We start from the raw sequence: 21,514 nt of genomic DNA on the forward strand, positions 1-21,514 counted from the left end.
TGAACGCTTGGATAGATAGCTTTAAAGCGCTATTAATACGATATGAAACTAAAGAAAAACATTGGAGGGATTTTCATCTGCTCGCATTCTGTTGTATTTTGATTAGGAAACATTAAACAAGTTCATTTGAAAAATTTATCGGTGGGTAATTAATAATATCTATAATCATAATTAACCCGTTGCAATTGGTTCGTTTTGTTCCGAACTAAATATTTTATAATTTTGCTTAAAATTTGATCATGAAATTTTCTTTCGAAATAGATACAGAAATCTTACAGAATTTAGCAAAGTTCTACGGATCTTTATTTGGGCTTCCTCCTTTGGCTGCTAAAATATATGCTTGTCTTATTTTTGATTTTGAAAAAAAAGGAGTGAGTTTTGATGAGTTGGTCGAGTTTTTTTCGGCTTCAAAAAGTTCAGTTTCTACCAATTTGAGTTTACTCATTCATTCAAAATTAATAAAAGACATCGCAAAAATTGATCAAAGAAAAAGATTTTTTATCTTTAATGACGATTATATCAAATTCAGATTCGAGAAAATAGTCTCCATGATGAACGAAGAGCTACGAATTTTAAATGATGTGAGTCGCTTCAAAAAAATTGAACCTCAGCCTGAAAGTAAATTTGAAATCTACAAAACTTTGCTAAAAGGCAATATCCAAAACATACAAGAAACTTTGGAGAAATTGTAATTTAAAGAAGACAAAAGAAATAATAAATTATTAACCATTTATAAAATTATATTTATGAATAAGAAATTTTTAGTCATACCCCTGTTGTCATTGACTTTATGGTCTTGTAAAAAAGAGGAGATGAAACCCAACGACGGACCCAAACCTTTTGATGTGGTAACGGTAGAAGAAAAAGACCTTACGGGTTTTGTTTCGTATCCTGCAACGGTACAGGGGATTGTTAATAACGATGTTAGGGCTAAAATTCAAGGCTATATTACTCAGGTTTTGGTTGATGAAGGTCAGATGGTGAGTCAAGGTCAGCCTTTGTTTCGTTTGGAAACCAATGTCCTTAGCGAAAACGAAGATGCTGCAAAGTCCGGTATTTCGGCAGCGCAAGCCAACATTGCAGCCGCAAAAGCAGCGGTAAATGCAGCACAAGTTGAGGTGAATAAATTGACACCTCTGGTGCAAAAAAACATCATCAGTTCGGTACAATTGCAAACGGCACAAGCCAATGTGGCTAAGGCTCAGGCTCAGCTTTCCCAAGCACAAGCAGCGCACCAACAAGCAGTTGCCGGGTACAAAAGTGTAAAAGCCAATGTCGATTATTCCATCATTCGTGCACCTATTTCTGGTGTGGTTGGTAAGTTGCCTCTAAAAGTGGGAAGTTTGGTAGGTCCTTCAGATCCTACACCGCTTACGACCATCTCCAATACTTCTAGTGTCTATGCCTATTTCTCGATGAATGAAAAGGAATATTTGGATTTCTTAGAAAACATGAAAGGAGCCACCGTTCCGGAAAAACTTAGAAATTTACCCTTAGTCGATTTGGAATTGGCAAACGGAAGTATCTATTCGGAAAAAGGAAAAATAGAAACCGTATCGGGACAGATCGACCCGTCCACAGGGACCATACAGTTTAGAGCAGGATTTTCCAATGCTCAGAAATTGTTGAGCAACGGAAATAGTGGATCGGTAAGATTCCCAATTCACTACAATCATGCCGTGGTGTTGCCGGAAAGTGCCACTTATGAACAACAAGGTATTGTGTATGCCTATAAAGTGGGTGCTGACAATAAAGTGAAAAATGAAATTATTACCGTGAAAAGCAGAGTGGACAATATGGTTGTAGTGACTTCAGGTATAAATAAAGGAGACAAGGTGGTTGCAACCGGAATTGGTGGGCTAAAACCCGATGCTCAAATTATTCCTAAACCGATCAGCATGGACAGTCTTGTAAAATCTTTAAAACCTGTGTTCTAATGATTAAAAATTTTATAAACCGACCGGTATTATCCACCGTAATTTCTATCCTCATTGTCATTTTAGGGATATTGGGATTTGTGGCGCTACCGGTGACTCAATATCCGGATATTGCACCTCCAACGGTGAATGTATCTGCAAATTATACCGGTGCCAATGCCGAAACGGTAATGAAATCGGTAATTGTACCTTTGGAAGAACAAATCAATGGGGTAGAAGGGATGGACTACATTACCTCTTCTGCCGGAAATGACGGTTCAGCACAAATTCAAATTTTTTTCAAACAAGGAGTAGATCCGGACATTGCCGCTGTGAATGTTCAGAACAGAGTGGCAAGAGCAACACCTTTGCTTCCTAGTGAAGTTACCCGTTCCGGAGTTGTCACCCAAAAACAACAGACTTCTGCATTGATGTATCTTTCTTTTTATTCTGAAAATAAAAAGTTGGATGATGTTTTTATTCAGAATTACATGAACATCAACATCGTACCTGGAATTAAAAGGATTTCCGGAGTTGGTGATGCCAATGTAATGGGCGGGAAATCCTATTCCATGAGAATATGGATCGATCCCGTGAAAATGGCTGCCTACGGTCTAGAACCCTCAGATGTTACTGCTGCCATCAACGCTCAGTCTAGAGAAGCTGCCGCAGGATCTTTGGGACAAAACTCCGCCACTTCTTTTGAGTACATCATAAAATATGTGGGTAAATTTAACGAGAAAGAACAATACGATAATATTGTGATAAAAGCTTTGGGCAATGGACAAAACCTAATGCTAAAAGATGTTGCCAAAGTGGTTTTGGATGCTCAATCTTATTCTGGATTGGCAGAAAGTGGCGATTTCCCAGCGGTTTCTATGGGTATTTTCCAAACACCAGGATCCAATGCACAACAGATCATCAACAACATTCAGGCTTATCTTAAAGATTCAGAGAAAACTTTCCCACAAGGGGTGAAGTACATCATCAACTACGATACCAACGAATTTTTGACCGCTTCTATGGACAAGGTGGTGCATACCCTGATCGAAGCATTCATCTTGGTATTTATTGTTGTGTATATTTTCTTGCAAGATTTTAGATCCACCCTAATCCCTGCGATTGCAGTTCCGGTTTCCATTGTCGGTTCATTTTTCTTCCTGAATTTATTTGGATATTCACTCAATTTATTAACTTTATTTGCTTTGGTTTTGGCCATTGGTATTGTGGTGGATGACGCCATTGTGGTTGTAGAAGCCGTACATGCCAAAATGGAACAAGGTGTTAAAGATCCTAAAAAAGCCACGGTAGAAGCGATGAGTGAAATTACAGGAGCCATTATTTCCATTACTTTGGTTATGGCAGCGGTTTTTATCCCTGTAACTTTTATTACGGGTCCTACCGGAGTTTTTTATCAGCAGTTTGGGGTTACGCTTATCGTAGCGATCCTGATTTCTGCGATTAATGCTTTGACTTTATCTCCAGTATTGTGTTCTTTATTTTTAAAGTCCGGGCATCATGACAAGGCATACGAAGAGAAATCTTTTATTCAGAAATTCTTCCACAAATTCAATACGGCTTTTCATGTAACCACCGAAAGATACGGAAGGGCTTTTGTCTATCTTATCCGTCACAAGTGGATTACTTTGGCCATTTTTGCAGTGGTAGGTGGGCTTCTATTTTTTGCAAATAAAAACATGAAAACAGGTTTTGTACCTAATGAAGACCGAGGTATTATCTTTACCAATCTCGAATTGCCACCGGGAGCCTCTATGGCTAGAACTTACAACGCTCTAAAAGCATTGCAAAAAGAAGTAATGAATGTGCCGGGCGTGAGCGGAGTAACCGTTTCTGCGGGCCGAAGTTTCTTTTCGGGTTCGGGGAGTAACAACGGTTTGGCTTTTGTTCGGTTGAAACCATTTGATGAAAGAACCAAGCAAGGTTTGTCGGCCGATAAAATTACAGGTATGCTTTTCGGAGCCGCTGCTAAAGTTAAAGATGCCAAAGTGGTATTTTTCCAACCTCCATCTGTTCCGGGTTACGGGACCAGTGCCGGTTTTGAGATGGTACTTTTGGATAAAGCCGGTGCCGAATACAGCCAGTTGGATGCAGAAACCCAGAAATTTATTGGTGCGCTTATGCAAAGACCAGAAATTCAGTTTGCTCAGACTTCTTTCAACACAAAGTATCCTCAATACCAAATGAATATTAATGTACCATTGGCAACACAATCTGGTGTTTCCGTTTCGGATATATTATCGACCATGCAAGGGTATATTGGTGGGGTGTACACGGCTGATTTCACCAAATACGGTAAGCAATTTAGAGTTATGGTACAGGCGTTGCCAGAGTACCGAAAAGAATTGCAAAACCTGAATTCTATTTATGTAAAATCCAAGTCGGGAGCCATGTCGCCAATTTCACAATTTGTATCGTTGGATAGGGTATATGGACCACAAAGTGTGAATCGTTATAACTTATTTACTTCGGTTAAAGTAACAGGCGCTAACAATCCTGGATTCTCCACGGGAGATGCGATACATGCCGTACAAGAAGTTGCCGATCAAACTTTGGGTGGTAATTATGAAGTAGAATTCACCGGACTTTCTAAGGAAGAATTATCATCAGGATCTCAGACTTTGGTCATTTTTGCATTGAGTTTGGTTTTTGTGTACTTCATTTTGGCAGCCCAGTATGAGAGTTATATTTTGCCTCTTACGGTGATTTGTTCCTTGCCACTTGGGGTTATGGGAGCCTATCTTGGTCAGTGGTTATTGGGATTGGAAAATAATATTTATTTTCAAATTGCCCTGATCATGCTTGTAGGATTGTTGGCGAAAAATGCCATTCTTATTGTAGAATTTGCCGTACAAAGAAGGCATCATGGAGAGACCATCGTTATGTCGGCCATCAATGCGGCTAAAGCCAGATTGAGACCCATCCTGATGACTTCCTTTGCGTTTATTTTCGGATTGCTACCTTTGGTTTTGGCTTCTGGAATTGGTGCTGTGGGTAACCGAAGCATTGCAACCGGAGCCGTTACGGGTCTTTTGATAGGTACCATTTTGGGGCTCATCGTGATACCGGTTTTGTATGTGATTTTCCAGACCCTACAAGAGAAAATTAAGCCCGTTGTTTTTGAACAAATTAAAACTTCAGAATAAATCCTTTCTAGGATCAGATCTCGTTTTAATTTAAACTAAAAATAAAAGTATGAATACAAATAAAAATATCATGAAAACGGTTATGTCGTTGGTTTTAGCAGCCGGACTTACTTCTTGTGTGGCTAAAAAATCCTACGAAAGACCGAACGATTTGGTACAAGAAAAACTTTTCAGAACCGATAATATTTCTCAAGACAGTCTTAGTGCTGCCAACTTTTCTTGGAAAGAAATCTTTACCGATGCGCCATTGCAAAACCACATCTCTACAGCTTTGGAAAATAATTTGGACATCCGAATGGCGGTGCAAAATATGGTTGCTGCGCAAGCCTATCTGAAACAAGCCAAGGCATCTTACTTTCCAACGGCAACCGTAGGTCCGGGTTATACCTTTGCCTCTCCTTCGTTGAATTCTTCTTCCGGACAAAATTTATCCGAAAGAGTCTATGTCAATCAGTACGATATTACAGCAAATATCGGTTGGGAAGTGGATATTTGGGGCAAATTAAAATCCCAGGAAAAAGCTCAGATGGCACAATATCTGGGCACCGTAGCCGCTCATCAAAATGTGAAAAGTAATTTGGTGGCTTCCGTTGCAAAAGCCTATTATCAGCTTTTGTCTTTGGACGAACAAAAGAAAATCATCAACGAGAACATCAAAATTCGTCTAAAAAATCTAGAAACGACAAAAGCTTTAAAACAAGCAGGAACCCTGTCTGAAGTTGCCGTAAAGCAAAGTGAAGCTTTGGTGTACAATGCTCAAAGTGCTTTGTTGAATATCGATGCTCAAATCAAAATTTTGGAAAACACCATTTCGTTTTTGAAGGGTGAGGCGCCACAAAACATCTACAGAACCACTTTGATGGAGCAACAATTGCCCGCCAACTACAAGACGGGTTATGCGGTACAGTTGTTGTCCAATAGACCGGATGTTCGACAAGCCGAATACAATTTGATGAATGCTTTTGAGCTCAGTCAAAATGCCAAAGCTCAGTTTTATCCAAGTTTAAGGCTGACCGCTTCTGGTGGTTTGCAATCGTTGTCTTTGGATCAACTATTTTCAGCACAATCTCTTTTTGCCAATGTTATTGCAGGGCTTACCCAACCCATCTTCAACAAAAGACAAGTAAAAACCAATTACGAGATCAGCCTGGCGAACCAAGAAAGAGCCTACTTGGGATTCAAAAAAGCCATTCTGTTTGCAGGAAAAGAGGTGTCTGATGCCCTGTCGGTTTACGGTATTCAGGATGATTTTATTGTTTTGAAAAAGAAAGAGTTGGAGGCTTACGACAAATCGGTAACTTATTCTCAAGAATTGGTAAACTACGGTATGGCCAATTATCTTGAAGTTTTAAATGCCGATGTCAATAGGCTGAATGCCGAACTGAACATTGCCAATGCCCAATATACCAAACTAAATGCCGGTGTCGAACTGTACCGAGCATTGGGAGGTGGATGGAAATAAAATTGAATTTTTAAAAGATTCTAAAACAAAAAGCAGGAATTTTTCTGCTTTTTGTTTTTATATTCAGAAATAAAATCCTATTATTGCACAACAAAAAAACAATGGGGGATTGGCGCAGTTGGCTAGCGCGTTTGACTGGCAGTCAAAAGGCCACGGGTTCGAATCCCGTATTCTCCACAAAAAAAAGCTTTAAACACTGATGTTTAGAGCTTTTTTTGTTTGTGATTTCAATTTTCTGAGCTGCAATTGTATGGGCGATTTCAATTTCTAACTTTTAATCGAGAAGTTTTGGCTTACCATAATATTACCGATGGAGAAAAGGTTAATTATCGCTATGATCTAGGAGGTAATCTGAAAAATCTGGTTGGAGCGAACTCTTACATTGAAAACATTGTATATGATCATTATGAACAAAGAACAGGCGTGTTTTTTGGAAATGGTATCCACTCTACATTTAGCTATAGTCCTACCAATAGAAGATTACAAGAGCATAGATTGGAACATCCAAATAATGGTAATGGATTATTAAAAAACAATTATTCCTTTGATTTTGTAGGAAATATTACCAATATTTTGAATTATGCTGTACAATCTCCTAATGAAATGGGAGGAGCTTACAACTTCAATTATGGATACGACCAACTCAACAGATTAATAGCTGCATCTGGAGAGTTTGGGGTGGATAAAAATACTAGCACATACCAAAACACACCGTATGCAGTTTCCAATTCAGAATTTGCATTGGAGATGGGTTATACTCCTTCTGGAGGAATTGATTTTAAAAACCAAAACCATCTTCAAAACCAACAAACAAATCCACAAAATACCTATGCCAATAGATATCATTATATAGGAGGAACCCATAAATTGGCAACGATAGAAAACCAAAGTGCGGGTACTACGGAGGAGTTTAAATACGATGAAAACGGGAATGTAATTATGCATTGGAATCCTACCGATGGGGAGAAAAATATGTTCTGGGACGAGCAAGACCGTATGAAAGCCTTTTATAGCAACGAAACAGGAACTTTCCAATACTATACCTACGACGATAAAGGCGAAAGAATTATAAAATACAACTTAAAAGAAGGCGCAAAACTTTACCAAAATGGAGCATTGGTAGATGGGTACATGGAAATGATTGGCTACAAACTCTACCCAAATGCATATTGGACATTAAGTAGCGATGGCACCAGAACCAAGCATTATTTTGCAGGAGACCAAAGGGTAGCCAGCCGGGTATTGGTAGAGGCCCCTTTCATGAAACAATCTGCATCAAAAACAACCGATACCAGAGAAGAAACCACAATCCCTAATCCTGAGGAAGACCTAAAAGTATATTTGCGGAAAGCAGGATTAGCCGATGGCAAGATAGCAGCAGAATTTAGCAAAGCAGCAAGCACTATATCGGGATTGTATTACCTGCATGGTGATCATCTAGGTACGGCAACTTATGTTACCGATAGCAATGGCGAAACCACGCAATTTTTCTTAAATTTGCCTTTTGGGGAAACCATGGCGGAGCAAAACCTACCGGGAGCATATGAAAACCCGTATAAGTTTAACGCAAAAGAGTTGGATGTAGAAACAGGATTATACTATTATGGGGCAAGGTATTTTAACCCTAGAATTAGTCTTTGGTACGGGGTAGACGCCTTGGCAATTTATAACCCCGTAATGGAAGATGAATTTTATGGAGACGGGCAACACAACGGCGGGGTCTTCTTCTGGGGCAATCTTAATCCTTATATTTATACGTATCAGAATCCGATTGCATATATTGATCCTAATGGGAAACAAACTTATTTCAATTCTAAAGTTGATGGTAGTGGGAATAGATTTTTTGAATCAGCAGGGCAAGGGAGCAATCCTAAATTTTCACATTTAACGGTTGTAAATGTATATGATTCTAGAAATAAATATGTTAGAGAATCAATAGTAGCAACGGATGCAGCTGGGCAAACAGTGTCCAAATATGGAAAACACTATAGACAAGCGCCTAACGATCCAAATTCTGGTTGGGATTACACTAAGCAAGTCGCTAAAATTGCTTGGGAAAGCGATGAAGTGAGACCGATTTTGCTTGCACCTATAGAAGTATTAACAGTTGCAAAACTAGAAAGTTATATTTCCAAACTTACTAGTATTACAGGGAATTGGGGTAAAATATCAGGATTATTACAAGAAGCTGCAAGAAAACAAGGTAACTTTGGAATGGGTTCTGCAACTTATGAAGAAGCAATGGTGTTAGGGAGATCCTGGGTTGGTGATGGATATAGAATTGCAAGTGATGGTAAATCTTTAGTTAGTGCTGATGGCTTAAAAGTATTTAGATCTCCTACTTTTAAGAAAAATTTGGGTAAAGTTCAAGCGAATTTTGAATGGAAGGAAGTCAAAGGTGGTGCTAATGTAGGTAACGGGCATTTAGATATAAAAAATATAAGACTAAGATGAGAGCAGAGATAAAGAATTTTTATAGCAATGATATAGATTTGCATCTTTCAAATTATAATTTAGATAATGATAATTTTGGTATTTGGGCAAGGATTATTGTGGGTGAAAGAAATGGTATAGGAGAAGAAAGTTTTGATATTTTTATATGCACACCACAATGGCTTAAAGAGAACATTAAAAATGATGATGCTATTTTTGGGTATCATTACATGATAGTTAATAAATTTGATTATTTAAAAATTTATAACAAGTTAGAGGAGTATGTTAATAATATAGATGAAAAAGATTGGAAATCTATTGCAAATAAAATATCATTTATTGGGAAATGGGAATTTGATGGATATACAGAAGATTAAATTAAAGTGGTAGCGTTCCAAATTTAGTGATAATCAATTTTAAAGTAAATATGTTGAATCAGAGGGGCAAGGGAGCAATCCAAAATTTTCACATTTAACGGTTGTAAATGTATATGATTCTAGAAATAAATATGTTAGAGAATCAATAGTAGCAACGGATGCAGCAGGGCAAACAGAGTCCAAATATGGAAAACTCCCGCTACGCAAAGTCTCCTGACTTTGCGCCATCAACATAACAAATCTTGTAACTTTACCTTAACGCAAATACAGAAAATAAATTCTATCTTTGGTAGCAGATAATCCGGTGGTGAATGTTACGAAGCCGAACGAATTTTGGAAATATAATAATTATGAGGACTGAAACATTGGCTCAAAGTCGGGAGACTTTGCGCAGCGGGGAAAGTTGTTGAAGTTTTGGTCGCATCATACTTCTTGTTCTTGACATAATTTTGCTAATTTAAGATTAATCATCATATCTTAATTTCTAAATAAAAATTGTACGATTTTTTGGTGGCAGCATAGAGCTTTAATTTAAACAAAGTCTAAAGCGCGAAATTTAATCCTAAAAATTTTATTGCCCTAGTATAAATTCTTATTTTTACAAAAATTTAAATTTATTTGTTACTAGAAAGCCCAATGACGGTTATTTTAGAAACAAAGAACGCTAATACAAAAAAATTCTTTATATGAAAAAGATTCAGATGGTCGATTTGCAAACGCAATATTTCAAAATTAAAAATGAAATTGACAATGCGGTGCTTAATGTTTTGGAATCTTCAGCATACATCAACGGGCCAGAAGTAAAAACTTTTCAATCCGAGTTAGAACAATATTTAGATGTAAAACATGCAATCCCTTGTGCCAACGGAACCGATGCCTTACAAATTGCTTTGATGGCTTTGGATCTGAAAGAAGGCGATGAAGTCATCACTGCAGATTTTACATTTGCTGCAACGGTAGAGGTCATTCAGCTCTTGAAATTAAAATCCGTTTTGGTCGATGTCGATTATAACACCTTTACCATCGATACAGAAAAACTTAGAGCTGCAATTACACCAAAAACCAAAGCCATCATACCGGTACATTTGTTCGGACAATGTGCAAATATGGAAGAAGTGATGAAAATTGCTACTGAGCACAACCTCTATGTTATCGAGGACAATGCACAAGCCATAGGTGCCGATTATACCTTTGCCGATGGATCTACCAAAAAATCCGGAACCATGGGAACTATTGGGACGACTTCTTTTTTCCCTTCAAAAAATTTGGGATGCTATGGAGATGGTGGCGCCATTTTTACCAACGGCGATGCCTTGGCTCACAAACTTCGTGGGATTGTCAACCACGGTATGTACCAGAGATACTACCACGATGAGGTGGGCGTAAACTCCAGATTGGACTCTGTACAGGCTGCCATTCTTAGAAAAAAATTACCACAATTGGACGGTTATAACGAGGCACGAAGAAAAGCGGCCGACTTCTATGACGAAGCTTTTGCCAATCACCCACAGATTCTTACACCCCAAAGAGCAGAAAACTCAACTCATGTTTTCCACCAATATACTTTGAGGGTTTTGAACGGAAAAAGAAACGAGCTGCAACAGTTTTTAGCCGAAAAAGAAATTCCAGCCATGATCTATTATCCCGTTGCTCTTAGAAAACAAAAAGCCTATTTCCAAGAAAGTAACGATGCCGATTTTGTGAATACCGATAAGCTTTTGAACGAGGTAATCTCCCTTCCAATGCATACCGAATTGGACGAAGAGCAACTGAAATTCATCACGGATGCCGTTTTAGAATTCATGAATTAATACAAAATACCATACTACAACCTTATCTGAAATTCATTTTTGGATAAGGTTTTTAACTTTAATTTAATAAAAACATAATGACCATTCTTGTAACAGGAGGATTAGGATACATTGGCTCTCATACCGTTGTGGAATTGCTAAACAATGGATTTGAAGTTGTAATCGTTGACGATCTGTCCAATTCTGAAAAATTTATTTTACAAAATATCGAAGAAGTAGCCGGTAAAAAACCTATTTTTTATCCGTTTGACCTTAGAAAAAAAGAATTGCTTTCTCAGGTTTTTGATGCCCACAACATCCAAGGATGCATCAATTTTGCAGCGTATAAAGCAGTAGGAGAGAGCCAGGAGAAACCTTTGGATTATTATGAGAATAATCTCTTCATCCTTATCAACATCTTGCAAGAGTTTAAGACCAGAGGGATTTCCAATTTTATTTTCAGCTCTTCGTGCACCGTGTATGGACAAGCCGATGAAATGCCTATTGATGAGAACACTCCACTGAAAATGCCAGAATCGGTTTATGGAAAAACCAAACAAATGGGCGAAGAAATTCTCTTGGATTTTGCAAAAGCCTACCAAAGAAAAATTGCTTTGTTAAGATACTTCAATCCTATTGGTGCGCATCCAACAGCCAAGTTGGGCGAGTTGCCTTTGGGGATCCCAAACAATTTAGTACCTTTTGTTACCCAAACGGCAGCAGGAATCAGAAAAGAATTGAGCGTTTTTGGAGACGATTATCCAACTCCGGACGGTACAGCCATTCGTGATTATATCTATGTGGTCGATTTGGCGAAAGCTCATGTTGCTGCACTTAAAAAATTAATAGACGAGAAAGAAGACACCGTTTTGGATATTTATAACCTTGGAACAGGGAAAGGATCGTCGGTCTTGGAAGTGGTACAAGCGTTTGAAAAAGCCAATACTGTAGCCGTTCCGTACAAAATTTGTGATCGCAGAGCCGGTGATATCACTGTGGCTTATGCCAATGCAGATAAAGCCGAAAAAGAATTGGGTTGGAAAGCCGATACTTCTTTGGAAGAAGCCTTGAAAACCACTTGGCAATGGCAAAAATACTTGGAATCCAGAAACTAAAATTATTCGTAAAATAATGAGAAATAAAACTGTTGTAGTATAGTTGTTTGTGAAAAATAATTAGAATCAACAGTTTTTTTTAATCTCAGCCTCAACCTTAACCTTAACCTTAACCTTAACCTTAAATGTCAGGATACAAAATACAAAGCAAACCCTTTATCGTTCCGACTACAGACGGTAAATTGATCGAAGAACATTGGGGAAATTCTACAAGAAACTCCAACATCTCTATTGCCAGAATGGTAGCTCCCGCATTGTGGTCAGAACCGGCTCAGACACCGGAGTTTGACGAGTTCACCTTAATTGTGAAAGGGAAAAAACAATTTGAAATTAACGGTCATGTTGTCGTTTTGGAAGCAGGGCAGAGCATCTTGGTAGAGAAAGGTGCAACGGTGAAGTACAGCAATCCTTTTGATGAACCTTGCGAATATGTTTCCGTTTGTTTACCTGCTTTTTCTTTGGACTTGGTGCATAGAGAAGGGTAGTTTTAAGGTAAAAAATTCTCTATTTTCTCTGCAAAAGCAATGATGTGTCCATCGCAATCGGCAAAGTAACAGGCACGGTCTCCCCAATCTCGGTCTTGGATTTCGCTTATCAGAATTGCTCCTAGATCCAGGGCATTATGAAATTCCACTTCAATATTTTCTACTAGAAAATAGAGTTCACATCGTGGTATTCCGTTTCCTAAACTGGGATGTTGTATTTTTTCGGATAGGATTTTTGCAATGGAATCGTTGGGCATAATTCCGAGTTTGAAATGATCCGAAAGGTTGAACTCTGTCATTCCAGGTACATTCAAATCAGGATTTTTCCTGAAGAGTTGGGTGTAAAAGTCCGTACTTTTCTGTTGGTCTTTTACATAGAGAATGGTTTCTATCGTTTTAATCTTCATCATAATGTCCAATTTATTTTAACTGCTGAGATCGTTTCTAGTTCAAGTCTTGTTTCCGTCAGGATTTTAAAATTATTTTTAACATAGAAATTCAACGGCGATTTGTACTTCTCACCATTGGTTTTGGTATAATTTTCAGAGTCAATTACCCATCCGTTTAGTATTTTTTCTTCAGATTTCAAGCGGTTTAGCAATTGGGTGCCTATCCCTTTTTTTTGAAGTTCAGAAGATACAATGATCGCAAACCATTTTTCATGCGCTCTGATAAAAGTAAAAGCCCAAGCCCTTATTTTATGATCTGAATTTAGCAAAATATAATGTTCAGGTTCTGTAAGGTTGTTCAGATAGTTTTCAAAATCGGTTAACGATTGGTATTTGAGATTTTCAGGATATTCATGATTCCATAAATTCAAAATTTCTAATTTTTGATTTATGCTTAAGTTATTTAATTTGTTAATTTTCATGGGCTAGTAGATTGGGTTCAAAAGTTATCTATCCCAAAAAAGGCAAAAATCGGTATTCATTGTTTTCCCAAACGGCAAATATGTGTTGCAGTCCGTTGCTCAGGATTATTTCTTGGGCTCCAATTACCGAATTGTATCGAGCAATTTGTTCAAAAGTTTTTTCCGTTAATTTTACTCCTGGAGCTTTGCATTCGATTAGGATTTTAGGCATCGTTTTTTCGGTTACTAAAAGGTCTATTCTTTTGGTAAGTCCATGAATTTCAATTTTTTTCTCCGCAATCAATGCCGATGTAGCATAGCCTTTTTCATTCAGAAAATACTGTATCCAATGTTGCCTTACCCATTCTTCCGGAGTGAGTAAAAGCCAAGATTTTCGTGGTAAATCATAAATAAAAAAATTATCTTTGTCTTTCTTGAACTTAAAATCGTAGGTTTTAGTAAAATTTAGCCTCGGCAATTCCATACTTTATGAAAGATTTAGATTTAATTCTCAAAAATATTAAAAATAAAGAACTTCAGCCGGTTTATTTTTTTCATGGCGAAGAAGCTTTTTATATCGATATGGCCGTAAAGTCTTTGGAAAACGATGTCCTGACCGAAGATGAAAAAGCCTTTAACCAAACCGTCGTGTACGGAAAAGATACCAACTATCTCGAAGTACTTTCGTTGGCGAGGCAGTTTCCGATGATGGGTGATAAAATGCTGATCATTGTCAAAGAAGCCCAAGATCTAAAGTTGGGTGAAGAGGAAACCAAAGCTTTAATAACCTATTTGGAAAATCCTGTGGAAACCACCATTTTGGTATTTGCCCATAAAAATAAGACTTTGGATGGTAAAAAAAGAAAACTGAACGAGGTTTTGAAATCCAAAAAATATGTATTTCTAAGCGAGAAAATGAGGGATTATGAAGTGCCCAAATTTATACAGCAACAAATACAAAAGCTGAAAATAAATGCAGCGCCGAATATCTCTTTTCTTTTGGCGGAATACTTAGGAACTGATCTTTCCAGGATACAAAATGAACTTTCTAAACTTCAGTTGATCCTTGCTGAAAATGAAGTTCTCAGTGAAAAATTGGTTGAAAAGCACATCGGAATTTCAAAAGAATTTAATGTTTTCGAATTGCAAAAAGCTGTTGGGCAAAAAGACAGAAACAAAGCCATGAAAATCGTATATTACATGGGGAAAAATCCTAAAAACAATCCCATTGTGATGACCATTGGCCGATTGTACGAATTTTTTACCAATGTTTTGCTCTATCAAACCATTTCGACTTTGCCACCAGCGGAAATTGCAAAGGAACTAAAAGTTCATCCGTTTTTTGTGAAAGATTATGCCGAAGCGGCTCGTTTTTATCCCATGAAACTGACCACTAAAATCATTTCTATTCTTAGGGAAACGGATCTCAAAAGCAAAGGATTGGGAGCCAACCAAACAGCAGATTCGGAATTGTTGACCGAGTTGGTCTATAAAATACTGAATGTACAAGCACTAAAAATTAAAACATAAAAGATGATCAATAAACTAAAAACTTTTTTATTCGACTCCAACAAAACCAGGTACGAAAAGCTGGTTAGAAGGAGGAAAAATAAGATAATTACCAAAAATTTAATCCGGGATTTTTTATTAATCGTCTTGGGTATTTTTTCGGCATCTTTTGGTTTCAAAGGATTCCTACTTACCAATAGACTTATTGATGGTGGAGCTACAGGGATATCTCTTCTTCTGACTTCGACCACAGGGTTGCCTTTGTATTTGTACATTATTTTGGTCAATGTCCCCTTTATTATTTTGGGTTTCAAAGTTTTGGGTAGGGATTTTGTTTTTAGAACCATTTTGGCGATTTTAGGTTTGGCTTTGGTATTGGCTTTCGTCGAATTTCCTAATGTTACCGACGAGAAAATATTGGTTCCTATTTTTGGCGGATTCTTTTTGGGAACAGGTGTAGGTTTAGCCATTAGGGGAGGAGCTGTTTTGGATGGTACGGAAATTTTGGCCATCTATCTCAGTAAAAAAATTGGATTTACCATCGGAGATATTGTTGTGATTATCAATGTGATGATTTTTTCAGTTGCTGCCTATTTGTTAGGGATAGAAGTGGCTCTTTATTCCATGCTGACCTATCTGGCTGCCTCTAAATCCATCGATTATGTGGTGGAAGGTTTGGAAGAATATATCGGAGTAACCATAATTTCCAATAGAAACCCTGAAATAAAAACGATGATTGCCGATATCATGGGAAGAGGGTATACCGTATATCAAGGCAAAAAAGGATTTGGGAAAAGAGGGGTGAATAACGATGTAGAAATTATCTACACCGTGATTACTCGTTTGGAAATGAGTAAGTTGAATTCTGAAATCGAAAAGATAACCTCCGATGCATTTGTCGTAATGTCCGGGGTGAAAGATACCCGTGGCGGAATGATTAAAGAAAGACGATTGAAATAAATGAATTGCTACAATGTGTCTTTTTTTGTAAAAAGACACGGGTTCATTGATAAAATTCATCATTCAAAATGGATATTTCCCAAAATATTTTACGATTTTTGACCTCTAAATTTGAAAATATAAATTTTATAAAAAATATCAAACTTTTATGGAGCAAAATATACTCGATTGCGTAATCGTAGGATCCGGACCATCCGGTTATACCGCAGCAATATATGCAGCAAGAGCTGATCTGAAACCAGAATTGTACACAGGTCTAGAGCCTGGCGGACAGTTGACCACCACAACGGAAGTCGACAATTTCCCGGGCTACCCACAAGGAATTACAGGACCGGAAATGATGATGGATCTGCAAAAACAAGCCGAAAGATTTGATACCAAAGTTCATTACGAAATGATTACCAAAGCCGAGTTTTCTAAAGAAGTTGGGGGTATTCATAAATTATGGGCAGGAAATAAAGAAATACACGCCAAAACAGTAATCGTTTCTACAGGGGCTACAGCTCGTTATTTGGGCCTGGACGATGAAAAAAAATATTCAGGAGGTGGCGTTTCGGCCTGTGCCACTTGTGACGGTTTCTTTTACAGAGGCAAAGAAGTAATCGTAGTAGGTGCCGGTGATACCGCAGCCGAAGAAGCTACATACCTTGCAAATCTTTGCTCAAAAGTTACCATGTTGGTCAGAAAAGATCACTTCCGCGCATCCAAAGCAATGGTGCACCGTGTGGAAAATACGCCCAATATTGAGGTGAAATTTAACCACGAATTAATCGGAATTGAAGGCGAAAATTCTTTGGTTGAAAGGGCTGTTGTTATTAATAATCAGACGCAAGAAACCTCTAAAATTGATGTTCATGGTATTTTTATTGCCATTGGGCACAAACCGAATACTGAGGTTTTCCAAGGACAGATTAATTTGGACGAAAATGGATACATCATTACCGAAGGCAAGTCTTCTAAAACCAATTTGCCAGGAGTTTTTGCAGCAGGTGATGTTCAGGATCACATCTACAGACAAGCGATTACTGCAGCAGGATCCGGATGTATGGCAGCAATAGATGCCGAAAGATATCTAGGAGAATTAAAATAAATAATCATAATTTAGGGGTTGAATTTCAATCCCTATTTTTTTACTTTTTTATGCTGAAGAATTTATTCTATATTTTTATCGGTGGCGGAGTTGGGAGCATCTTTCGTTTCCTGATTTCTAATTATACCCAAAGGTTGTGGAACATCAATCTATTTCCGATGGGGACTTTTATGGTAAATATCTTGGGATGCTTTGCTATAGGCTTGCTTTCTGGTTATTTTTTGAAAGTGGATAATCAGCTAAAATTTTTACTGATCACTGGATTTTGTGGTGGCTTTACAACTTTTTCTACTTTTTCAGCAGAAATGTATTCTCTTTTTCAAAATCAAAACTTTGGAATCATGTTTCTTTATGCATTGTTAAGTATGCTTTTGGGCGGCTTGGCCGTTTGGTTGGGATTTCTAATCGTGTCAAAGTAAATTTTTAGTACTGAAAATAAGGTTCTTAAAAAAAAAGTTAAAAAAAGTTAAAAGAAAATTTGGTGGATATGCAAAGCCTTTCTATATTTGCACCACTGAAAACAACGAGATACTCGGAGTTTAAGGAGAGTTGGCAGAGTGGTCGATTGCGGCAGTCTTGAAAACTGTTGACTGTAACAGGTCCGGGGGTTCGAATCCCTCACTCTCCGCAATAGAAAAGCGTAATTAACTATTAATCAGTTATTTACGCTTTTTTGTTTTGTAGAATTGTACAAGAATTGTACAAATAGAAAAAGGATAGCCAATAATGACTACCCTCGTGTGTGTTAATCAAACCAAAGAATATATCTCTTTTAGTTCAGACCAAAGATACTATTTTTACACTATTGTACAATACCTTAATAAATATTTCTTCCATTCTTATTTCTTGATAATGTAGGGTTGTGTTGTCAGCTTACAAAACAAAACAAGCATTGTTGGAAATCGAGTTTAGATTTTTGGTTTAGTGTTTCTGTATTTTTGAGGGGGGCGGTAAAAAAATAAACGCTTAAAGGTTCAGATTTTATTTTCGCCCTGCATATATATCTACCCTTACAGTAATCCATAAACACTTCATCAGGGATATATATCTTGTTTTGTTTTTTGGTAACGAAAAAACCACCTTATTAGGGTGGCTTTGTTTTTAGTTTTGATTATTGTAGGCTTCACATTTCAGCTTATCAATTTGAAACAATCTTTCGGCTTCTTCTATGGTTAAAATTTGAAGTCTGTCAATCTCTCTTTTTAACCTGCCTTTTCTCCATCTTATAGCGTAGCCGTGTTCATCTACAAAATTGTAATTCCATTCGTACTTTGGCGTTCTTGCCATTACATCACTATTCCATTTATGGATAATGTTATGCCTTTCTTTTGAGGTTAAAGCTTCAATCTCTGCCTTTGTTGGCTTGTGTATTGCAAGGTCTATGCTTTTAAAATACTTTAATTGTTTCATTGTATCCTTTGTTTTAGGTGGTTATTTTTATTATTTAATGGTTCTGCTCGGTAAGTACTCTTAATTCCTGTAACCTGTTGAGGTACGGTGTAAATGTTCTATTTCCGTTATTGGATTTTACTGTTGATAAATGACTTTTCACAAACTTATTACAGTCATTAACGATGCTACACTTATTTAGTCTTAATGACTTTGGTAAAGTAACATTATCAAAGTAGGTTTCAAGTTCTGAAATTTCTTTATCCCATTTTGGGGGTTGTTTCTTAATTCTTACTATCTGATGAGGTATTTCCTTTACCTCATCTATAATGGTGGGTTGTTGAGGTTTTTCTCCAAAAGACAAATTAAGGTTATCAAGATATTTTCTTAAAAAATTATTTTTCATACTATGTAAGGTTATAGGTTATAGTTTGGCTCTAATGCCGATGAATAAAAGGTTTAACCCTATAACCATCCTATAACCAAATGACTGTTGTGTGTTTTTTTTCAGTTTTAATATGGTTATAGGTAGGTTATATAGCTGAAAGCCTATGGATAAAGGGTTTAATAAGAATTATAACCTATAACCTTGCCTTTGTTAGAATTTTATTTATATAAGGTTGTGTAACTCCCATTGCTTTGGCGATTGCATTTTGACTTGCTCCTTTTATTTTTGATAAGTAGCTTATTACTTCTTTATCATTAATGGGTTGAGGGTTAGCATTATCCTTTCCGCTGTAAACTCTCTTATATACTTTTATGGCTGTCTTACGAAAATACTCAATAACCTCTGTGGCTTCTTTCATTGTCTGTGCTGAAATCTCATCATCATCTACATTATTGCAAATCATTTTCATACCGTGTAGGGTTACTGCTATTCGTAATACTGTAACATCAAGCTTACCATACACTCCCTTTAAATAGCCTGTTTTCTCTTTATTTGTATGGTTGGCGTTATGGTTATACCAACACTCATAAACGGTTTCCGCTTCTTTATTGAGTTTTAAAACAGTAGCTTCGGGCAAACCAGTTAAAGCTCCTAAAATAGTTTGGAAATTTTCATCCCAATTATGGTCAATTGTAGAGTTACTGTACTTTGTTTTTTCTGCGTTGTCGGGATAAATAAAAAGAAATCTCGCCAAAAATCCATTCTCTCCTCTATCATCTTTTGCCATTTTAGGCAGTAAGTCGGGCTGAATACCACCAGTAACATATACAGTAGGTTTCTCTATTATTATGGGGTGTTTTGATACTCTATTTACAGAATAAGGTAATCGAAAAAACATAGATAAAAAGGACGACTGTTCTCCACTCTTTGAATATCTACCGAAATCATCTAACCAACCCATTAATTCATCTCTATATATGCATAATCCCCTATTATTTGTTTGATGTACTTTGTGTAACGCTTCGGGTGTATAATCCGTTAAAAGATACTGAAAGAAAGTAGGTTCTTTGGTTTCTCTTTTTTCTTTTGGTTTTAATTTTTCGTACTCCGTTATTGCTTTTGAGAAACTTGAAAACTCTTTATTATCCCTATCTCTAAAATAACTTAAAACTGTATTTGTTGGCATTGACTTTTGTGTACTTACATCTCCAATAGTAGCCAACCAAAGCAACGGTACATTTTTGTATTTTCCCACTAATTCCAACTTATCGCCAATGGCAAAAGCTACCGCAAACAGTACCGCTCCTGCAATATAATCTCTTGGCGTATTGTAAACCCTTGTAAATTCATTAATGTAATCTTGGAAAAACTTTGGAAAACCATCAATAGGCAATAAGGGTGTTTCCTCCTCTTTTTCAACTTCTTCTGTTTTGGGAAATGTATAAGGTCTATTCTCGTCAAAAGTGGCAATACCGTGCCATTCCGTATGATTATAAACACTCCTTACAGTTGCTTGTATTTCACTTTGAGGGAAATCCTCTTGGGCGTATAAGGACAAATAATTTAAAGTTTCGTTTTCGGGAACTCCGTAACGATTAAGGGCGTTTGCTAATTGCGTGGCGTAATTATTACGGTTTCCATTTACAAATTGTTCTCCCTTGTTTTGTAGCCATTTCTCCAAATTCTCAATAATAACATCATTGCTCATCTGTCGAAGTGTCTGTAAGGTTATTATCGGACTATTCTCGTTTTTATAGACTTGTGGGTCGTGGCAAAGAAAACACGCCCTTGCAACATCTTTACACGCCTTGTCTATTTCTAAACCTAACTTATCCTTAAAAAAACTTTCAAAGTAGTTAAAGTAATCAAGATGACTATTTGTTGAGGTATCAATCGGATAAACCACTTTCAGACCATTACCGCTCGGACTTCTAAATAATAATCCTGGAGGTAAAGTGTTAATGATTTTATCTTTCGTACCCTCCACTTCGTTGAGGTCATCAAAATCAATACAAAGTAAATTAGAGTGTTTTATTAAATCTGTATTCTTTCTTGTAACAAAAGTACCTGAGAAACAAACATATTCTAATTCACTTGCTTTGATAGTTCTTTGTGTGTCTTTGTTGGTTTCACTTCTTAGTTTGTCAGTAACCTCTTTATAGTAGTCGCCTTTCACTACTTCGTAAACCTCATCAATGGTAACATTTTTTAATGGTTTATTATTGGTAATTGGTTTGATAAATAAAGAAAATTTATTATCTTTGCCTTGTTCTTCTACCGATACAAGGCTTTGGTTATTAATATTTTCCATCGCCTTTTTTTATTTAATGGGTTGAAACAAGTTTTCGACATCCTCTCTTTTGTAGTAACGCTTACCACCTATACCATAAGATTGTAGCTTTCCTGCTTTCTCCCAATGCCAAAGAGTGCTACTACTTGCTAACTTACCTCTTACATCGCTTTTAGGGATAAATTCAGACAATAGACCTTTTTGGGGTTCTTCTTGCTTTTCGATAAGTAAACGAGTTAGTTCATTTACTTTCTCCGTTAAATCTGCCACCGCTTGTGGTAACATCTCGAATGAAA

General features: G+C 37.0%; 20 protein-coding genes and 2 tRNA genes. 15 read left to right on the plus strand and 7 right to left on the minus strand.

Annotated features, from left to right (window positions below):
• The first annotated feature begins 239 nt into the window (after positions 1–239).
• The 10 genes from EIY84_RS10540 (at position 240) to EIY84_RS10585 (ending at position 12,742) form a co-directional block, all read left to right on the plus strand.
• Entirely contained in the window at positions 240–692 is a 453-nt protein-coding gene (locus EIY84_RS10540; protein WP_124642978.1) for a GbsR/MarR family transcriptional regulator, read from the plus strand.
• Positions 693–746: 54 nt separating this feature from the next.
• Positions 747–1,937, plus strand: coding sequence for an efflux RND transporter periplasmic adaptor subunit (locus tag EIY84_RS10545; RefSeq protein WP_124642980.1), 1,191 nt, complete (start codon positions 747–749; stop codon positions 1,935–1,937).
• Positions 1,937–5,080, plus strand: coding sequence for an efflux RND transporter permease subunit (locus EIY84_RS10550; protein WP_124642983.1), 3,144 nt, complete (start codon positions 1,937–1,939; stop codon positions 5,078–5,080). The genes EIY84_RS10545 and EIY84_RS10550 overlap by 1 nt, the downstream gene beginning before the upstream one ends.
• Positions 5,081–5,129: 49 nt before the next feature.
• A complete protein-coding gene (locus EIY84_RS10555; RefSeq protein ID WP_241154782.1) occupies positions 5,130–6,542 on the plus strand; it encodes an efflux transporter outer membrane subunit in 1,413 nt (470 codons plus the stop codon).
• Positions 6,543–6,645: 103 nt separating this feature from the next.
• Positions 6,646–6,719: transfer RNA gene (locus EIY84_RS10560), tRNA-Ala, on the plus strand.
• A gap of 111 nt (positions 6,720–6,830) precedes the next feature.
• The gene (locus EIY84_RS11915; RefSeq protein ID WP_124642985.1) at positions 6,831–8,996 is read left to right on the plus strand and encodes an RHS repeat domain-containing protein; all 2,166 of its coding nucleotides are present in this window, start codon (positions 6,831–6,833) and stop codon (positions 8,994–8,996) included.
• Complete coding sequence (locus EIY84_RS10570) at positions 8,993–9,352, plus strand: Imm8 family immunity protein (RefSeq protein ID WP_124642986.1); 360 nt, start codon at positions 8,993–8,995, stop codon at positions 9,350–9,352. The genes EIY84_RS11915 and EIY84_RS10570 overlap by 4 nt, the downstream gene beginning before the upstream one ends.
• Before the next feature lie 686 nt (positions 9,353–10,038).
• The gene (locus EIY84_RS10575; protein ID WP_124642987.1) at positions 10,039–11,163 is read left to right on the plus strand and encodes a DegT/DnrJ/EryC1/StrS family aminotransferase; all 1,125 of its coding nucleotides are present in this window, start codon (positions 10,039–10,041) and stop codon (positions 11,161–11,163) included.
• Between the two features lie 77 nt (positions 11,164–11,240).
• Entirely contained in the window at positions 11,241–12,257 is a 1,017-nt protein-coding gene (gene galE / locus EIY84_RS10580) for a UDP-glucose 4-epimerase GalE (protein WP_124642988.1), read from the plus strand.
• Positions 12,258–12,382: 125 nt separating this feature from the next.
• Positions 12,383–12,742, plus strand: a complete 360-nt coding sequence (locus tag EIY84_RS10585; protein WP_124642989.1) for a cupin domain-containing protein — start codon at positions 12,383–12,385, stop codon at positions 12,740–12,742.
• Between the two features lie 2 nt (positions 12,743–12,744).
• On the opposite strand, the gene EIY84_RS10590 is transcribed toward EIY84_RS10585, so the two are convergent.
• From EIY84_RS10590 to EIY84_RS10600, 3 genes are all read right to left on the minus strand, one after another.
• Positions 12,745–13,152, minus strand: coding sequence for a VOC family protein (locus EIY84_RS10590; protein WP_124642990.1), 408 nt, complete (start codon positions 13,150–13,152; stop codon positions 12,745–12,747).
• Positions 13,149–13,562, minus strand: coding sequence for a GNAT family N-acetyltransferase (locus EIY84_RS10595; protein ID WP_241154783.1), 414 nt, complete (start codon positions 13,560–13,562; stop codon positions 13,149–13,151). The genes EIY84_RS10590 and EIY84_RS10595 overlap by 4 nt, the downstream gene beginning before the upstream one ends.
• Positions 13,563–13,641: 79 nt before the next feature.
• Positions 13,642–14,076 carry a type I restriction enzyme HsdR N-terminal domain-containing protein gene (locus EIY84_RS10600; RefSeq protein WP_124642992.1) on the minus strand — a complete coding sequence of 145 codons (435 nt, stop codon included), beginning with the start codon at positions 14,074–14,076 and terminating at the stop codon, positions 13,642–13,644.
• A 5-nt stretch (positions 14,077–14,081) separates the two neighbouring features.
• Between EIY84_RS10600 and holA the strand changes: the two genes are divergently transcribed.
• The 5 genes from holA to EIY84_RS10625 all read left to right on the plus strand — a co-directional run bounded on the left by holA (position 14,082) and on the right by EIY84_RS10625 (position 17,779).
• Complete coding sequence (gene holA, locus EIY84_RS10605; protein WP_124642993.1) at positions 14,082–15,122, plus strand: DNA polymerase III subunit delta; 1,041 nt, start codon at positions 14,082–14,084, stop codon at positions 15,120–15,122.
• Positions 15,123–15,125: 3 nt separating this feature from the next.
• Positions 15,126–16,061: a YitT family protein gene (locus tag EIY84_RS10610; RefSeq protein ID WP_124642995.1), complete on the plus strand. Its 936-nt coding sequence runs from the start codon at positions 15,126–15,128 to the stop codon at positions 16,059–16,061.
• Between the two features lie 148 nt (positions 16,062–16,209).
• On the plus strand, positions 16,210–17,151 hold the full coding sequence (trxB, locus tag EIY84_RS10615) for a thioredoxin-disulfide reductase (RefSeq protein ID WP_124642997.1): 942 nt from the start codon (positions 16,210–16,212) through the stop codon (positions 17,149–17,151).
• Between the two features lie 50 nt (positions 17,152–17,201).
• Positions 17,202–17,570, plus strand: coding sequence for a fluoride efflux transporter CrcB (gene crcB, locus EIY84_RS10620; protein WP_164472041.1), 369 nt, complete (start codon positions 17,202–17,204; stop codon positions 17,568–17,570).
• 124 nt (positions 17,571–17,694) lie between these two features.
• Positions 17,695–17,779, plus strand: a tRNA-Ser gene (locus tag EIY84_RS10625).
• A 473-nt stretch (positions 17,780–18,252) separates the two neighbouring features.
• On the opposite strand, the gene EIY84_RS10630 is transcribed toward EIY84_RS10625, so the two are convergent.
• The 4 genes from EIY84_RS10630 to EIY84_RS11840 all read right to left on the minus strand — a co-directional run.
• Entirely contained in the window at positions 18,253–18,561 is a 309-nt protein-coding gene (locus EIY84_RS10630; RefSeq protein WP_124642999.1) for a hypothetical protein, read from the minus strand.
• Positions 18,562–18,595: 34 nt separating this feature from the next.
• Positions 18,596–18,946: a DUF6965 family protein gene (locus tag EIY84_RS10635; protein WP_124643001.1), complete on the minus strand. Its 351-nt coding sequence runs from the start codon at positions 18,944–18,946 to the stop codon at positions 18,596–18,598.
• 175 nt (positions 18,947–19,121) lie between these two features.
• Complete coding sequence (locus tag EIY84_RS10640; protein WP_124643003.1) at positions 19,122–21,239, minus strand: DUF3987 domain-containing protein; 2,118 nt, start codon at positions 21,237–21,239, stop codon at positions 19,122–19,124.
• Between the two features lie 9 nt (positions 21,240–21,248).
• Positions 21,249–21,514 (minus strand): MerR family transcriptional regulator (locus EIY84_RS11840; protein WP_164472042.1); only part of this gene is annotated, 266 nt, incomplete at its 5' end.

The sequence above is a fragment of the Amniculibacterium aquaticum genome (assembly GCF_003852705.1).
Taxonomy (GTDB): Bacteria; Bacteroidota; Bacteroidia; order Flavobacteriales; family Weeksellaceae; genus Amniculibacterium; species Amniculibacterium aquaticum.

Excerpts from the sequence above, each read along its gene's own strand:
- EIY84_RS10590 (WP_124642990.1), bottom strand. The coding sequence starts at position 13,152 with ATGATGAAGATTAAAACGATAGAAACCATTCTCTATGTAAAAGACCAA.
- EIY84_RS10630 (WP_124642999.1), bottom strand. The coding sequence starts at position 18,561 with ATGAAACAATTAAAGTATTTTAAAAGCATAGACCTTGCAATACACAAG.
- EIY84_RS10575 (WP_124642987.1), top strand. The coding sequence starts at position 10,039 with ATGAAAAAGATTCAGATGGTCGATTTGCAAACGCAATATTTCAAAATT.
- trxB (WP_124642997.1), top strand. The coding sequence starts at position 16,210 with ATGGAGCAAAATATACTCGATTGCGTAATCGTAGGATCCGGACCATCC.
- EIY84_RS10640 (WP_124643003.1), bottom strand. The coding sequence starts at position 21,239 with ATGGAAAATATTAATAACCAAAGCCTTGTATCGGTAGAAGAACAAGGC.
- holA (WP_124642993.1), top strand. The coding sequence starts at position 14,082 with ATGAAAGATTTAGATTTAATTCTCAAAAATATTAAAAATAAAGAACTT.
- crcB (WP_164472041.1), top strand. The coding sequence starts at position 17,202 with ATGCTGAAGAATTTATTCTATATTTTTATCGGTGGCGGAGTTGGGAGC.
- EIY84_RS10555 (WP_241154782.1), top strand. The coding sequence starts at position 5,130 with ATGAATACAAATAAAAATATCATGAAAACGGTTATGTCGTTGGTTTTA.
- EIY84_RS10635 (WP_124643001.1), bottom strand. The coding sequence starts at position 18,946 with ATGAAAAATAATTTTTTAAGAAAATATCTTGATAACCTTAATTTGTCT.
- EIY84_RS10610 (WP_124642995.1), top strand. The coding sequence starts at position 15,126 with ATGATCAATAAACTAAAAACTTTTTTATTCGACTCCAACAAAACCAGG.
- EIY84_RS10545 (WP_124642980.1), top strand. The coding sequence starts at position 747 with ATGAATAAGAAATTTTTAGTCATACCCCTGTTGTCATTGACTTTATGG.
- EIY84_RS10570 (WP_124642986.1), top strand. The coding sequence starts at position 8,993 with ATGAGAGCAGAGATAAAGAATTTTTATAGCAATGATATAGATTTGCAT.
- galE (WP_124642988.1), top strand. The coding sequence starts at position 11,241 with ATGACCATTCTTGTAACAGGAGGATTAGGATACATTGGCTCTCATACC.
- EIY84_RS10585 (WP_124642989.1), top strand. The coding sequence starts at position 12,383 with ATGTCAGGATACAAAATACAAAGCAAACCCTTTATCGTTCCGACTACA.
- EIY84_RS10600 (WP_124642992.1), bottom strand. The coding sequence starts at position 14,076 with ATGGAATTGCCGAGGCTAAATTTTACTAAAACCTACGATTTTAAGTTC.
- EIY84_RS10540 (WP_124642978.1), top strand. The coding sequence starts at position 240 with ATGAAATTTTCTTTCGAAATAGATACAGAAATCTTACAGAATTTAGCA.
- EIY84_RS10550 (WP_124642983.1), top strand. The coding sequence starts at position 1,937 with ATGATTAAAAATTTTATAAACCGACCGGTATTATCCACCGTAATTTCT.